This window comes from Pseudomonas paraversuta, assembly GCF_904067025.1.
In the GTDB taxonomy this organism is placed as follows: Bacteria; Pseudomonadota; Gammaproteobacteria; order Pseudomonadales; family Pseudomonadaceae; genus Aquipseudomonas; species Aquipseudomonas paraversuta.
In genome coordinates, this window is sequence record NZ_CAJFDA010000001.1 from 510,840 (window position 1) to 525,095 (window position 14,256).

Below are 14,256 nucleotides of genomic sequence, written 5' to 3' on the forward strand. Positions count from 1 at the left end.
AAGTGAGGGCGCGGCATGCTTGCAGCTTGTAGCTGATCGCTTGCTGCTGCCCTCAAATAGTTGACCGCTTTTCTAGGAGAAGCGGATAATGCGCGTCATCACGCATTATGGCGGCACATCGCCGGGAGATAATCAGCATGAGCGTCGAATCCTTCACCCCCATGGCTTTGCAATTCACCGAAGGTGCTGCGCACAAGGTGAAGAGCCTGGTCGATGAAGAGGGTAATGATCGTTTGAAGTTGCGCGTTTTTGTTACGGGCGGCGGTTGTTCCGGTTTTCAGTATGGCTTTACCTTCGATGAAGAAGTGGCCGATGACGACACCATTGTTGAGCGCGAAGGCGTAAGCCTGGTGGTCGATCCGATGAGCTTCCAGTACCTGGCGGGTGCCGAGGTGGATTATCAGGAAGGTCTGGAAGGCTCGCGCTTTGTGATCAAGAACCCGAATGCCACCACAACATGTGGTTGCGGATCATCGTTCTCGATCTGATTGCGCAGTACAGGTTTCACACTCAACGCCGCGTAGTTTCGCGGCGTTTTGCTGTCTGGCGTTTGTGCGGGCAGGTCAGGCCGGGTAGATGCCGCCCAATACCCGCAGGCCGCGGGCCCCGGTGACACTGGGACGATTGGTGGGGATGTTTTCCAGGCAGCAGTGCGCCAGCCATGCAAAGGCCATGGCTTCGACCCAGTCAGGGTCTACCCCTTTGACCAGGGTGCTGTTGACCTTGGTTTGCGGGAGCAGTTGCGCAAGACGTGTCATCAAGGCCGCATTGTGGGCGCCGCCGCCGCACACCAGTAGTTCGTCGGTGTGGGGCTGAGCCGACTGCAGCGACTCTACGATGGTCAGTGCCGTGAGTTCGAGCAGCGTTGCTTGCACGTCTTCAGTGGGGAAGGTTGGCAGGGCGAAGAGGTGATGTTTCAACCAGTTAAGGTTGAACACTTCCCGGCCAGTGCTCTTCGGGCCCTTGGTCTGGAAGAACGGGTCGCTGAGCAAGGCGTTAAGCAGCACAGGTTCAACCTTGCCACTGGCGGCCCACTGGCCGTTGCGGTCGTACAGTTCGCCGCGCTGTTCTTGTATCCAGGCATCGAGCAGGACATTGCCTGGCCCACTGTCGAATCCAGCTACAGGGTTCGTTGGAGTTATCAGACTCAGGTTGCTGAATCCTCCTACGTTCAATACAGCTCGATGTTCATGCTCGCCCGTAAACAGGGCTTCATGGAAGGCCGGGACCAGCGGTGCTCCCTGGCCTCCAGCGGCAACATCACGGCGACGGAAGTCGCCGACCACGCAGATGTTGGTCAGCTCGGCCAATAGGGCCGGGTTGCCGATCTGTACGGTGAAGCCCAGGGCAGGTTCGTGGCGGATGGTCTGGCCATGGCTGCCGATTGCCCGGATGTCTTGCGGGGTTAGCTGCTGCTGGGCAAGGAGTGTGTTTACGCCTTGAGCGGCCAGTTCGACCCAGTGGTTTTCGGCAATGGCACAGCGTGCCACCTCGTCAGGTCCGCTGGCGCACAGGCCCAGCAATTCGCTGCGCAGGGCGGCGGGCATCGGGATGTAGTGGGTGGCGAGCAGGGTGATGCTCGCCCCCAGCTCGATAAGGGCGATGTCCATGCCATCGAGACTGGTGCCGGACATCACGCCTATATAGAGGGCCATCGCTTAGCGCTTGCTCGAGGCCAGGAGGGTGGCCTTTTCCTGGTTCATGCGGGCCATTAGTGGCTGGCTTTGCTGCAGGAAGCGCGTGCGCTCAGCTTTGGCAATCGGATCAGCCATTGGTAGCTTCTGGCCCAGGGGATCAACGTGCACACCGTTGACCTGGAACTCGTAATGCAGGTGAGGACCCGTGGAAAGACCTGTTGTGCCGATAAACCCGATCACCTGCCCTTGCTTCACCGATCCGCCGGTTTTAATGCCTTTGGCGAAGCCCTGCATGTGCCCGTAAAGGGTGCGGTAGGTATTGCCGTGTTGAATGATTACGGTATTGCCGTAGCCGCCACGACGGCCAGCGAGCAGTACTTTGCCATCACCGGCTGCTTTAATCGGCGTACCGCGCGGCGCGGCATAATCTACGCCTTTGTGGGCGCGGATCTTGTTCAGGATCGGGTGTTTGCGGCCTGAGGAGAAGCGCGAGCTGATACGGGCGAAGTCCACCGGTGTGCGGATGAATGCCTTGCGCATGCTGCTGCCGTCAGCCGTGTAGTAATTGCTGACGCCTTGCTTGTTTGTATAGCGTACGGCGGTGTAGGTCTTGCCGCGGTTGGTAAAGCGCGCCGAGAGGATGTTGCCCGTACCCACCGTTTTACCGTTGGCCACTTTCTGCTCGTAGATCACTTCGAACTGGTCGCCCGGGCGAATGTCCTGTGCGAAGTCGATGTCGTAACCAAACACTTTGGCCATTTCCATGGTCATGCTGTGGGGCAGGCCGGCACGCTGGCCAGATGCTGACAGCGAGCTGGAGATAACACCGTGTACATAGGCCGAGCGCACTACCGGAAGGGTAGTAACACGCCGGAATGTATAGCCCTTGGCCGATTTGCTGAGGGTGATGGTCTCGAGGTCGCTAACCTGGCTGTGCAGGTTGTTCAGTTGGCCATCGGGGCCCATTTCAAATTCGAGCTTCTGCCCGTGTTTCAGCTGGCTGAATTGTTTGGCTTGCTTGTCGCTGGCCAGGATTTCATGCACTGAGGTGGCAGGAAGGCCTACTTTAGCGAACAGGGTCGAGAGTGTATCGCCCTTGGAAACCACTACTTCGCGGTGGCTGGGGGCTTTGTCTTCCTCAACTTTTGCTACAGGGTTGTCCTGTTGTTCAATTTGGGCAAAAGGCGATGGAGTCGCTTCATTTGTGGCCTGAGTGAGTTCTGCAGCGTCTTGATCTTGTGTCAGTTGTTCTGCAGGCGTTTCCAGTTCCAGATTTAGAGTCGTTCTTTTGGCTTCTACTTCGCTGGAGGGAAATACCAGCAGGGCCAGACTCAAGAGGGCGGCGATACCACTTGCTGCGAGCAGGTGGGTCTTCGGATAAAGCGGTGGCGCTTTAGGCGGTTGACTGGTCATAGATAATTTGACTTTGAATAAAGGATGAATTGGAAAAGATGACTGGCACGGTGAAGATGAAATAACTGTATAAAATATAACCAAATCGCCCTTGAAGCAAGTCCGCGAGCTATTCGCGCGCGGATAGTTGCCGTATGCCGCCCGGAACTTGTAATTAGTCCCTGATCTTGTATGGTTGGTTCCCTTTGAATTTGAGCCTTACGGGTCTGATATGAAGTCGGTTGAAGAGCAGCTAGCGCTAATCAAGCGTGGTGCCGAAGAGGTACTGGTCGAGTCTGAACTGGTCGAGAAACTCAAGCGCGGTCAGCCGTTGCGGATTAAGGCCGGATTCGACCCCACGGCGCCTGATCTGCACTTGGGTCACACCGTACTTATTAATAAGCTGCGTCAGTTCCAGGAGCTGGGGCATCAGGTGATCTTCCTTATTGGTGATTTCACCGGGATGATTGGCGATCCGAGCGGCAAGAGTGCAACGCGTCCGCCGTTGACCCGTGAGCAAGTGCTGGCCAATGCCGAAACCTACAAGACTCAGGTGTTCAAGATCCTTGATCCTGCAAAAACCGAGGTGGCATTCAACTCCACCTGGATGGATCAGATGGGGCCGGCCGATTTCATTCGCTTGACCTCTCAGTACACTGTGGCTCGCATGCTTGAGCGCGATGACTTCGATAAGCGCTACACCACGAATCAGCCGATTGCCATCCACGAGTTTCTTTATCCGCTGGTGCAGGGATATGACTCTGTTGCCTTGAAGGCAGACGTGGAGCTGGGTGGTACCGACCAGAAGTTCAACTTGTTGATGGGTCGTGAACTGCAGCGCGGCTACGGTCAGGAAGCCCAGTGCATTGTTACCATGCCGCTGCTTGAAGGGCTGGATGGCGTCAAGAAGATGTCCAAGTCTCTGGGCAACTATGTTGGCATCCAGGAAGCTCCGGGTGTGATGTACAGCAAGCTGGTGTCTATTCCGGATGCGCTGATGTGGCGTTACTTTGAGTTGCTGAGCTTTCGTTCGATGGACGAGATCGATGCATTCAGGGCTGAGGTTGAAGCTGGTGCAAACCCGCGCGATATCAAAATCAGGTTGGCGGAAGAGATTGTGGCCCGGTTCCATGGTGAAGAGGCTGCTGCAAATGCCCATCGCGGTGCGGGCAACCGCATGAAGGATGGCGAGTTGCCTGATGATCTGCCAGAGGTCGAGTTGACCGCTACTGAGGATATGCCGATCGCTGCAGTCCTTAATAAGGCCGGGCTGGTGAAGAACTCTGCGGTTGCGCGGGATTTGCTGGGTTCCGGTGGTGTACGTATAGATGGTGGGGTGGTTGACCGCACCTATATATATGCACTGGGCTCGACCCATGTTTGCCAGGCGGGGAAGAAGGCGTTTGCCCGTATTACCCTGAAAGCTGAATCAAACTGAAATAAGAGCTGGACGGCGCATTTTATTAACCTATAATGCGCCCACTTCCGGCGCAGTCGAAACGGAAAACTCCTTGATTTTCAATGAGTTGGATGATTCTTCGGCAGTGCCAGCTTCAAGTCATCGAAGCAGGAAATGAGGTGTTGACAGCAGCGTGTAACGCTGTAGAATTCGCCTCCCGCTAACGAGAGATCGAAGGCGCAAGTGGTTGATGTTACAAAGGAAACTTTGAAAACATCTGAAAATAACCGCTTGACAGCAACAGAGGCTGCTGTAGAATGCGCGCCTCGGTTGAGCGAAAGCTTAACCAACCGCTCTTTAACAACTGAATCAAGCAATTCGTGTGGGTGCTTGTGGAGTCAGACTGATAGTCAACAAGATTATCAGCATCACAAGTTACTCCGCGAGAAATCAAAGATGTAACCAACGATTGCTGAGCCAAGTTTAGGGTTTCTTAAAAACCCAAAGATGTTTGAACTGAAGAGTTTGATCATGGCTCAGATTGAACGCTGGCGGCAGGCCTAACACATGCAAGTCGAGCGGTAGAGAGGTGCTTGCACCTCTTGAGAGCGGCGGACGGGTGAGTAATACCTAGGAATCTGCCTGGTAGTGGGGGATAACGTTCGGAAACGGACGCTAATACCGCATACGTCCTACGGGAGAAAGCAGGGGACCTTCGGGCCTTGCGCTATCAGATGAGCCTAGGTCGGATTAGCTAGTTGGTGAGGTAATGGCTCACCAAGGCTACGATCCGTAACTGGTCTGAGAGGATGATCAGTCACACTGGAACTGAGACACGGTCCAGACTCCTACGGGAGGCAGCAGTAGGGAATCTTCCACAATGGGCGCAAGCCTGATGGAGCAACGCCGCGTGAATGAAGAAGGTCTTCGGATCGTAAAGTTCTGTTGTTAGAGAAGAACATTAAGAGTAATACGTTAATGCTTTGACGGTATCTAACCAGCAAGTCACGGCTAACTACGTGCCAGCAGCCGCGGTAATACGTAGGTGGCAAGCGTTGTCCGGATTTATTGGGCGTAAAGGGAACGCAGGCGGTTTTTTAAGTCTGATGTGAAAGCCTTCGGCTTAACCGGAGATGTGCATTGGAAACTGGAAGACTTGAGTGCAGAAGAGGAGAGTGGAACTCCATGTGTAGCGGTGAAATGCGTAGATATATGGAAGAACACCAGTGGCGAAAGCGGCTCTCTGGTCTGTAACTGACGCTGAGGTTCGAAAGCGTGGGTAGCGAACAGGATTAGATACCCTGGTAGTCCACGCCGTAAACGATGTCAACTAGCCGTTGGGAGTCTTGAACTCTTAGTGGCGCAGCTAACGCATTAAGTTGACCGCCTGGGGAGTACGGCCGCAAGGTTAAAACTCAAATGAATTGACGGGGGCCCGCACAAGCGGTGGAGCATGTGGTTTAATTCGAAGCAACGCGAAGAACCTTACCAGGCCTTGACATCCAATGAACTTTCTAGAGATAGATTGGTGCCTTCGGGAACATTGAGACAGGTGCTGCATGGCTGTCGTCAGCTCGTGTCGTGAGATGTTGGGTTAAGTCCCGTAACGAGCGCAACCCTTGTCCTTAGTTACCAGCACGTAATGGTGGGCACTCTAAGGAGACTGCCGGTGACAAACCGGAGGAAGGTGGGGATGACGTCAAGTCATCATGGCCCTTACGGCCTGGGCTACACACGTGCTACAATGGTCGGTACAAAGGGTTGCCAAGCCGCGAGGTGGAGCTAATCCCATAAAACCGATCGTAGTCCGGATCGCAGTCTGCAACTCGACTGCGTGAAGTCGGAATCGCTAGTAATCGTGAATCAGAATGTCACGGTGAATACGTTCCCGGGCCTTGTACACACCGCCCGTCACACCATGGGAGTGGGTTGCACCAGAAGTAGCTAGTCTAACCTTCGGGAGGACGGTTACCACGGTGTGATTCATGACTGGGGTGAAGTCGTAACAAGGTAGCCGTAGGGGAACCTGCGGCTGGATCACCTCCTTAATCGACGACATCAGCTGCTCCATAAGTTCCCACACGAATTGCTTGATTCATTGAAGAAGACGATAGAAGCAAATTTAAGCTCCAGGCTGATAGCGCACGCTAACAGTTACAAGCTCGAAATTGGGTCTGTAGCTCAGTTGGTTAGAGCGCACCCCTGATAAGGGTGAGGTCGGCAGTTCGAATCTGCCCAGACCCACCAATTTTGTGTGGAAAGTGCCTGTAGAAATATGGGGCCATAGCTCAGCTGGGAGAGCGCCTGCCTTGCACGCAGGAGGTCAACGGTTCGATCCCGTTTGGCTCCACCATTACTTGCTTCTGTATCGTAAAGCTTAGAAATGAGCATTCCATCAAATGATGGTGAATGTTGATTTCTGATCTTTTGATTAGATCGTTCTTTAAAAATTTGGGTATGTAATAGAAAGTTAGACTGGATAGCACTTTCACTGGTGTTTATTCAGGCTAAGGTAAAATTTGTGAACGTTCTTAATTGAACATGCGAATTTTCGGCGAATGTCGTCTTCATAGTATAACCAGATTGCTTGGGGTTATATGGTCAAGTGAAGAAGCGCATACGGTGGATGCCTTGGCAGTCAGAGGCGATGAAAGACGTGGTAGCCTGCGAAAAGCTTCGGGGAGTCGGCAAACAGACTTTGATCCGGAGATGTCTGAATGGGGGAACCCACCTAACATAAGTTAGGTATCTTAAGCTGAATACATAGGCTTAAGAAGCGAACCAGGGGAACTGAAACATCTAAGTACCCTGAGGAAAAGAAATCAACCGAGATTCCCTTAGTAGTGGCGAGCGAACGGGGACCAGCCCTTAAGCTGTATTGATGTTAGCGGAACGCTCTGGAAAGTGCGGCCATAGTGGGTGATAGCCCTGTACGCGAAAACATCTTTGCAGTGAAATCGAGTAGGACGGAGCACGAGAAACTTTGTCTGAATATGGGGGGACCATCCTCCAAGGCTAAATACTACTGACTGACCGATAGTGAACTAGTACCGTGAGGGAAAGGCGAAAAGAACCCCGGAGAGGGGAGTGAAATAGATCCTGAAACCGTATGCGTACAAGCAGTGGGAGCCCACTTTGTTGGGTGACTGCGTACCTTTTGTATAATGGGTCAGCGACTTATTTTCAGTGGCAAGCTTAACCGAATAGGGGAGGCGTAGCGAAAGCGAGTCTTAATAGGGCGTCTAGTCGCTGGGAATAGACCCGAAACCGGGCGATCTATCCATGGGCAGGTTGAAGGTTGGGTAACACTAACTGGAGGACCGAACCGACTACCGTTGAAAAGTTAGCGGATGACCTGTGGATCGGAGTGAAAGGCTAATCAAGCTCGGAGATAGCTGGTTCTCCTCGAAAGCTATTTAGGTAGCGCCTCATGTATCACTGTAGGGGGTAGAGCACTGTTTCGGCTAGGGGGTCATCCCGACTTACCAAACCGATGCAAACTCCGAATACCTACAAGTGCCGAGCATGGGAGACACACGGCGGGTGCTAACGTCCGTCGTGAAAAGGGAAACAACCCAGACCGTCAGCTAAGGTCCCAAAGTTATGGTTAAGTGGGAAACGATGTGGGAAGGCTTAGACAGCTAGGAGGTTGGCTTAGAAGCAGCCACCCTTTAAAGAAAGCGTAATAGCTCACTAGTCGAGTCGGCCTGCGCGGAAGATTTAACGGGGCTCAAACCATACACCGAAGCTACGGGTATCATCTTAGGATGATGCGGTAGAGGAGCGTTCTGTAAGCCTGTGAAGGTGAGTTGAGAAGCTTGCTGGAGGTATCAGAAGTGCGAATGCTGACATGAGTAACGATAATGGGTGTGAAAAACACCCACGCCGAAAGACCAAGGTTTCCTGCGCAACGTTAATCGACGCAGGGTTAGTCGGTCCCTAAGGCGAGGCTGAAAAGCGTAGTCGATGGAAAACAGGTTAATATTCCTGTACTTCTGGTTATTGCGATGGAGGGACGGAGAAGGCTAGGCCAGCTTGGCGTTGGTTGTCCAAGTTTAAGGTGGTAGGCTGGAATCTTAGGTAAATCCGGGATTCTAAGGCCGAGAGCTGATGACGAGTTAACTTTTAGTTAACGAAGTGGTTGATGCCATGCTTCCAAGAAAAGCTTCTAAGCTTCAGGTAACCAGGAACCGTACCCCAAACCGACACAGGTGGTTGGGTAGAGAATACCAAGGCGCTTGAGAGAACTCGGGTGAAGGAACTAGGCAAAATGGCACCGTAACTTCGGGAGAAGGTGCGCCGGTGAGGGTGAAGCATTTACTGCGTAAGCCCACGCCGGTCGAAGATACCAGGCCGCTGCGACTGTTTATTAAAAACACAGCACTCTGCAAACACGAAAGTGGACGTATAGGGTGTGACGCCTGCCCGGTGCCGGAAGGTTAATTGATGGGGTTAGCTAACGCGAAGCTCTTGATCGAAGCCCCGGTAAACGGCGGCCGTAACTATAACGGTCCTAAGGTAGCGAAATTCCTTGTCGGGTAAGTTCCGACCTGCACGAATGGCGTAACGATGGCGGCGCTGTCTCCACCCGAGACTCAGTGAAATTGAAATCGCTGTGAAGATGCAGTGTATCCGCGGCTAGACGGAAAGACCCCGTGAACCTTTACTATAGCTTTGCACTGGACTTTGAATTTGCTTGTGTAGGATAGGTGGGAGGCTTTGAAGTGTGGACGCCAGTCTGCATGGAGCCAACCTTGAAATACCACCCTGGCAACTTTGAGGTTCTAACTCAGGTCCGTTATCCGGATCGAGGACAGTGTATGGTGGGTAGTTTGACTGGGGCGGTCTCCTCCTAAAGAGTAACGGAGGAGTACGAAGGTGCGCTCAGACCGGTCGGAAATCGGTCGTAGAGTATAAAGGCAAAAGCGCGCTTGACTGCGAGACAGACACGTCGAGCAGGTACGAAAGTAGGTCTTAGTGATCCGGTGGTTCTGTATGGAAGGGCCATCGCTCAACGGATAAAAGGTACTCCGGGGATAACAGGCTGATACCGCCCAAGAGTTCATATCGACGGCGGTGTTTGGCACCTCGATGTCGGCTCATCACATCCTGGGGCTGAAGCCGGTCCCAAGGGTATGGCTGTTCGCCATTTAAAGTGGTACGCGAGCTGGGTTTAGAACGTCGTGAGACAGTTCGGTCCCTATCTGCCGTGGACGTTTGAGATTTGAGAGGGGCTGCTCCTAGTACGAGAGGACCGGAGTGGACGAACCTCTGGTGTTCCGGTTGTCACGCCAGTGGCATTGCCGGGTAGCTATGTTCGGGAAAGATAACCGCTGAAAGCATCTAAGCGGGAAACTTGCCTCAAGATGAGATCTCACTGGAACCTTGAGTTCCCTAAAGGGCCGTCGAAGACTACGACGTTGATAGGTTGGGTGTGTAAGCGCTGTGAGGCGTTGAGCTAACCAATACTAATTGCCCGTGAGGCTTGACCATATAACACCCAAGCAATTTGCGTTCTTGGTGACAAGAACAGACAAGTTGCGGTGTGTGAAGACGATACAAACCGAAAGTTTGCACAACACACAAATCTATTACATACCCATTCGCTGGAACGTTAACCGTAAGGTAAACGCGCTGGCTACCGAATTTCTTGACGACCATAGAGCATTGGAACCACCTGATCCCATCCCGAACTCAGAAGTGAAACGATGCATCGCCGATGGTAGTGTGGGGTTTCCCCATGTGAGAGTAGGTCATCGTCAAGATTAAATTCCAAACCCCCTGTCTGCTCACGCAGACAGGGGGTTTGTTTTTGTGCCGAAAAAAACATCGGTGCAACGCCTGCACAAAGCGTTTCTACAGGCGGATTTTGGCTTGCGACAACTCTCGGGCTTTCTATGCAATAGCGCTGCTCATGGCTATTATGCGTGCCTGATTGTGAGGCGGTACTTGCATGCTGACGTTGTTGAAACTACTCAAAGATGGTCGATTTCATTCAGGGCAGGCGCTGGGAGCTGCGCTCGGCGTCAGCCGTAGTGCTGTGTGGAAACAGCTTCAGCACCTGGAGTCAGAATTGAACTTGTCGATTCACAAGGTTCGTGGTCGTGGCTACCAGCTGGCAGCTCCTCTCGAGCTGCTCGAGCACGAACAAATGGCTGCCGGTCCCTGGCCAGTCTCTATCCATGAATCCCTTGACTCAACGAATGCCGAGTCCTTGCGCGCCATTGATCGCGGTCAGACTGCTCCCTTTGTCATTCTGGCTGAGCGTCAACTTGCTGGGCGGGGACGTAGGGGGCGCAAGTGGGTCAGCCCTTTCGCAGAGAATATTTATTACAGTCTGGTTCTGCTGATGGACGGCGGCATGCGCCAGCTAGAAGGCCTCAGCCTGGTGGTCGGCTTGGCAGTTTTGAGTGCTCTTCGAGAAATGGGTATCGAGAGGGCGGGGCTCAAGTGGCCAAATGACGTGTTGGTCGGTAATAAAAAGATCGCCGGAATTTTGCTTGAGCTGGTGGGTGATCCTGCCGATGTCTGTCACCTGGTGATTGGTATTGGTATCAATGCCAATATGCGGGTCGCCAGTGAGGTGGATCAGGCATGGACCTCGGTTTTTCTGGAGTCCGGCAAAGCCATAAACCGTAATTCGCTGGTGTCCAGCCTTAATCAGAGTTTGCTCACATACCTTAAGCGCCATGAGTCGTCCGGGTTTGCAGCGATCCAGGCAGAGTGGGAGAGCAATCATTTGTGGCAAGGGCGTGAAGTGTCGTTGATTGCTGGAGTGCATCAGGTGGATGGGACGGTCATGGGTATTGATCAGCAGGGTGCGCTTCGCTTGCGCGTAGAGGGCGAGGAGAAGGTGTTTAGCGGTGGCGAGCTTAGCCTGAGGTTGCGCCATGATTCTTGAACTGGACTGCGGCAACAGCTTTATAAAGTGGCGTGTGCTCGATGGTGGCAAAGTCGCTGGTGGAGGGGTCGTAGATTCCGATATCGGTCTGATAGCTTCGGTGCGAGCTGTTCCTGCATTGAATGTCGTCCAGTGTCGCCTGGTTAGCGTGCGTACCGATGAAGAGACCGCCAGCCTGGTAGCTGGCATAGCCTCGGCTTTCGGGGTCGGGGTTGCATGCGCCATGCCGGCCAGGAGCGTTTCGGGTGTGAGCAATGGTTACGAAGATTTTTCCCGCTTGGGGCTGGATCGTTGGCTTGCTCTCGTCGGTGGATATGAGTTGGCAAAGGGTGCGTGTCTGGTCCTGGATTTTGGCACCGCTGTAACGGCAGATTTTGTCGCGCCAGATGGCAGCCATTTAGGTGGCTTTATTTGCCCGGGAATGCCCTTGATGCGTGATCAGCTGCGCACGCACACACGACGAATCAGGTATGACGATTTTTCTGCCGAGCAGGCGCTGCTTTTACGGGCTCCTGGTCGTACAACGGCTGAGGCCGTAGAGCGTGGCTGCTTGTTGATGATGCGGGGATTTGTCTTGACCCAGTTGGAATTGGCGCGTGATTACTGGGGGCAAGAGTTTGAGGTTTTTCTCACGGGAGGTGACGCTAGCCTGGTGAGCGATATGGTCCCGGGCGCCCGATTGGTGCCGGATCTTGTATTTGTCGGCTTGGCTGTAGCTTGTCCCTTCTCCTGAGGTTCTTATGCGTTGGCTGTTTCTGTTGCTGGTTGTTCTGAATGTTTTCTATTACATATGGCATCAGCAAGAGGCGCCTGTCAGGGCCAAGGAGGTTGTTTCATTGTCGTTGTACAAGGGGAGTCAGCAGGGTATCAGTCTGCTCAGCGAGGCTCGCCCCTCGTTAGCCGTCGCTGAGCCCCAGGCTGCACCTGGGGCGGGTGCGGAGTGTGTCTTCCTGGGGAATATCTCCAGTGAGGATCAGCTGGACAGGGTCCAGCGCAGGCTCGCCGATATGGATATCCGTACGCAAAGAGCTGATGTCGCTGCGGGGGATTTGGCTGGATATGCCATTCAAATCAATCCCGAGAGCAGCGCCAGGGTCAATGAAATGCTGTTGCAGAACCTTGCCAATGAATTCAATGAGTTAAAACTCAAAAAAATGCACTGTGAGGGCTTGCAGCTACCCTGATCTTTGCATAGAATGGCGCCCGCTCCACAGTGAACGCCAAACAGGCTTTGAAGTGTGAAGTGAGTCAAGTTGCTAACTTCCTGAATTACTTGAAGAAAGTGCTTGACAGAAGGGTAGAATGATGTAGAATTCTGCCTCGCTTAGGAGGGGTTCCCGAGCGGCCAAAGGGATCAGACTGTAAATCTGACGTCTACGACTTCGAAGGTTCGAATCCTTCCCCCTCCACCATATTTAAGCTCGAATAGCAAGATTTGCGGGTGTAGTTTAGTGGTAGAACCTCAGCCTTCCAAGCTGATGATGCGGGTTCGATTCCCGCCACCCGCTCCAGTCTTGCTGTTTTTGCGATGTGTTTTGCTCTTGTAGCTCAGTTGGTAGAGCACACCCTTGGTAAGGGTGAGGTCAGCGGTTCAAATCCGCTCAAGAGCTCCATATAACAAGGCAGATATGAAAATATCTGCCTTTGTTTTAACAGGTGCATAGCCTGTCCGGAGTGTTTGCCGGTGGTGCCAGGTGTTTCGGGTGTCGCTGCTCTGGTTGGTGTTACTGTTGTGATCAGCTCGCATTCTGCTGTTCACAGGGTCGTAAGTTTGGTGTTGCCAGGCTTGAGGCAAAAGTAATTGCATTGGTTGTTGAAAAGTCTCTCTCGTGCCTGCATAATTCGCGGCTCGATAATGTTTTAGGTCAGTAGCTCAATTGGCAGAGCGACGGTCTCCAAAACCGTAGGTTGGGGGTTCGATTCCCTCCTGACCTGCCAGATTCGCTCATTGCGTCTGGCTTTCTTTTCACAGGATCCTCTTAGATGACTCCCAAGGCTGAAGTTCAAGGCTCTCGCTTCGATCTCCTCAAGTGGCTTGTAGTGGTTGCTCTTGTGGTGGTTGGCGTTGTTGGGAATCAGTATTATTCTGGTTCGCCGATCCTGTATCGTGTCATTGCGCTTCTTGTGATTGCTGCTGTTGCTGCCTATGTGGGCTTGCAGACGGCAAAAGGCAAGTCGTTCTCTGTCTTGGTGAAGGAAGCTCGTACTGAGATTCGTAAAGTCGTATGGCCAACTCGCCAAGAAACTACGCAGACCACGTTGATCGTGGTGGCTGTTGTTCTAGTTATGGCGTTGCTGTTGTGGGGTTTAGATTCCCTGCTCGGCTGGCTCGTTTCCTTGATTGTTGGCTAAGGGTGTCCCGTGGCTAAGCGTTGGTACGTAGTGCATGCTTATTCGGGTTACGAAAAGCATGTTATGCGCTCTTTGATTGAGCGTATTAAGCTGGCAGGCATGGAAGAAGGCTTCGGCGAAATTCTGGTTCCCACTGAAGAAGTGGTTGAAATGCGTAATGGCCAGAAACGCAAAAGCGAACGCAAGTTCTTCCCTGGCTATGTGCTGGTACAAATGGACATGAGCGAAGGGACTTGGCACTTGGTCAAGGATACCCCTCGCGTAATGGGCTTCATTGGTGGTACCGCCGATAAACCGGCGCCAATCACCGATAAAGAGGCAGAAGCAATTCTGCGTCGTGTTGCTGATGGTAGCGACAAGCCCAAGCCGAAAACACTGTTCGAGCCAGGTGAAGTTGTTCGTGTCACCGATGGCCCGTTCGCTGATTTCAATGGCACCGTCGAAGAAGTTAACTACGAAAAGAGTCGCATCCAAGTGGCAGTGCTCATTTTCGGTCGCTCTACTCCGGTAGAGCTAGAGTTTAGCCAGGTCGAAAAGGTCTAGCTGAACACGAATCCCAACCCCATGGCTTAGGC

General features: G+C 53.0%; 9 protein-coding genes, 6 tRNA genes and 3 rRNA genes. 16 read left to right on the forward strand and 2 right to left on the reverse strand.

The genetic code is table 11. From position 1 onward, the window contains the following. The first annotated feature begins 137 nt into the window (after positions 1-137). Positions 138-488 (forward strand): iron-sulfur cluster insertion protein ErpA, encoded by a 351-nt coding sequence (gene erpA, locus JQ848_RS02405; protein WP_003444456.1) that lies wholly within the window; start codon positions 138-140, stop codon positions 486-488. A gap of 75 nt (positions 489-563) precedes the next feature. Here the strand turns inward: erpA and JQ848_RS02410 are convergent, their stop codons facing one another. After that, on the reverse strand, positions 564-1,655 hold the full coding sequence (locus JQ848_RS02410; protein WP_060781716.1) for an anhydro-N-acetylmuramic acid kinase: 1,092 nt from the start codon (positions 1,653-1,655) through the stop codon (positions 564-566). Between the two features lie 3 nt (positions 1,656-1,658). Next, positions 1,659-3,050, reverse strand: a complete 1,392-nt coding sequence (locus JQ848_RS02415) for a peptidoglycan DD-metalloendopeptidase family protein (RefSeq protein WP_127197092.1) — start codon at positions 3,048-3,050, stop codon at positions 1,659-1,661. Positions 3,051-3,261: 211 nt separating this feature from the next. Between JQ848_RS02415 and tyrS the strand changes: the two genes are divergently transcribed. From tyrS to nusG, 15 genes are all read left to right on the forward strand, one after another. Continuing rightward, positions 3,262-4,467: a tyrosine--tRNA ligase gene (gene tyrS, locus JQ848_RS02420; protein WP_202210234.1), complete on the forward strand. Its 1,206-nt coding sequence runs from the start codon at positions 3,262-3,264 to the stop codon at positions 4,465-4,467. Between the two features lie 474 nt (positions 4,468-4,941). Continuing rightward, positions 4,942-6,476 (forward strand): 16S ribosomal RNA (locus JQ848_RS02425). Positions 6,477-6,598: 122 nt separating this feature from the next. After that, positions 6,599-6,675: transfer RNA gene (locus JQ848_RS02430), tRNA-Ile, on the forward strand. Between the two features lie 30 nt (positions 6,676-6,705). Further along, positions 6,706-6,781 (forward strand) — tRNA-Ala (locus JQ848_RS02435). Between the two features lie 246 nt (positions 6,782-7,027). Beyond that, positions 7,028-9,921: ribosomal RNA gene (locus JQ848_RS02440) — 23S ribosomal RNA — on the forward strand. A gap of 156 nt (positions 9,922-10,077) precedes the next feature. Then, positions 10,078-10,193 (forward strand): 5S ribosomal RNA (gene rrf / locus JQ848_RS02445). The 16S, 23S and 5S rRNA genes sit together here with 2 tRNA genes alongside, the layout of an rRNA operon. A 188-nt stretch (positions 10,194-10,381) precedes the next feature. Next, on the forward strand, positions 10,382-11,329 hold the full coding sequence (birA, locus tag JQ848_RS02450; RefSeq protein WP_202210235.1) for a bifunctional biotin--[acetyl-CoA-carboxylase] ligase/biotin operon repressor BirA: 948 nt from the start codon (positions 10,382-10,384) through the stop codon (positions 11,327-11,329). Next, positions 11,319-12,062: a pantothenate kinase gene (locus JQ848_RS02455; RefSeq protein WP_202210236.1), complete on the forward strand. Its 744-nt coding sequence runs from the start codon at positions 11,319-11,321 to the stop codon at positions 12,060-12,062. Before birA ends, JQ848_RS02455 begins: the two co-directional genes overlap by 11 nt. Positions 12,063-12,069: 7 nt before the next feature. Beyond that, positions 12,070-12,513: a hypothetical protein gene (locus JQ848_RS02460; RefSeq protein ID WP_202210237.1), complete on the forward strand. Its 444-nt coding sequence runs from the start codon at positions 12,070-12,072 to the stop codon at positions 12,511-12,513. Between the two features lie 143 nt (positions 12,514-12,656). Beyond that, positions 12,657-12,741, forward strand: a tRNA-Tyr gene (locus JQ848_RS02465). Positions 12,742-12,766: 25 nt separating this feature from the next. Further along, positions 12,767-12,840, forward strand: a tRNA-Gly gene (locus JQ848_RS02470). A gap of 26 nt (positions 12,841-12,866) precedes the next feature. Beyond that, positions 12,867-12,942, forward strand: a tRNA-Thr gene (locus tag JQ848_RS02475). Between the two features lie 249 nt (positions 12,943-13,191). Further along, a tRNA-Trp gene (locus JQ848_RS02480) sits at positions 13,192-13,267 on the forward strand. A 45-nt stretch (positions 13,268-13,312) separates the two neighbouring features. Further along, positions 13,313-13,681, forward strand: coding sequence for a preprotein translocase subunit SecE (secE, locus tag JQ848_RS02485; RefSeq protein ID WP_003444399.1), 369 nt, complete (start codon positions 13,313-13,315; stop codon positions 13,679-13,681). 9 nt (positions 13,682-13,690) lie between these two features. After that, positions 13,691-14,224, forward strand: a complete 534-nt coding sequence (gene nusG / locus JQ848_RS02490; protein WP_003444397.1) for a transcription termination/antitermination protein NusG — start codon at positions 13,691-13,693, stop codon at positions 14,222-14,224. The last annotated feature ends 32 nt before the right edge of the window (positions 14,225-14,256 follow it).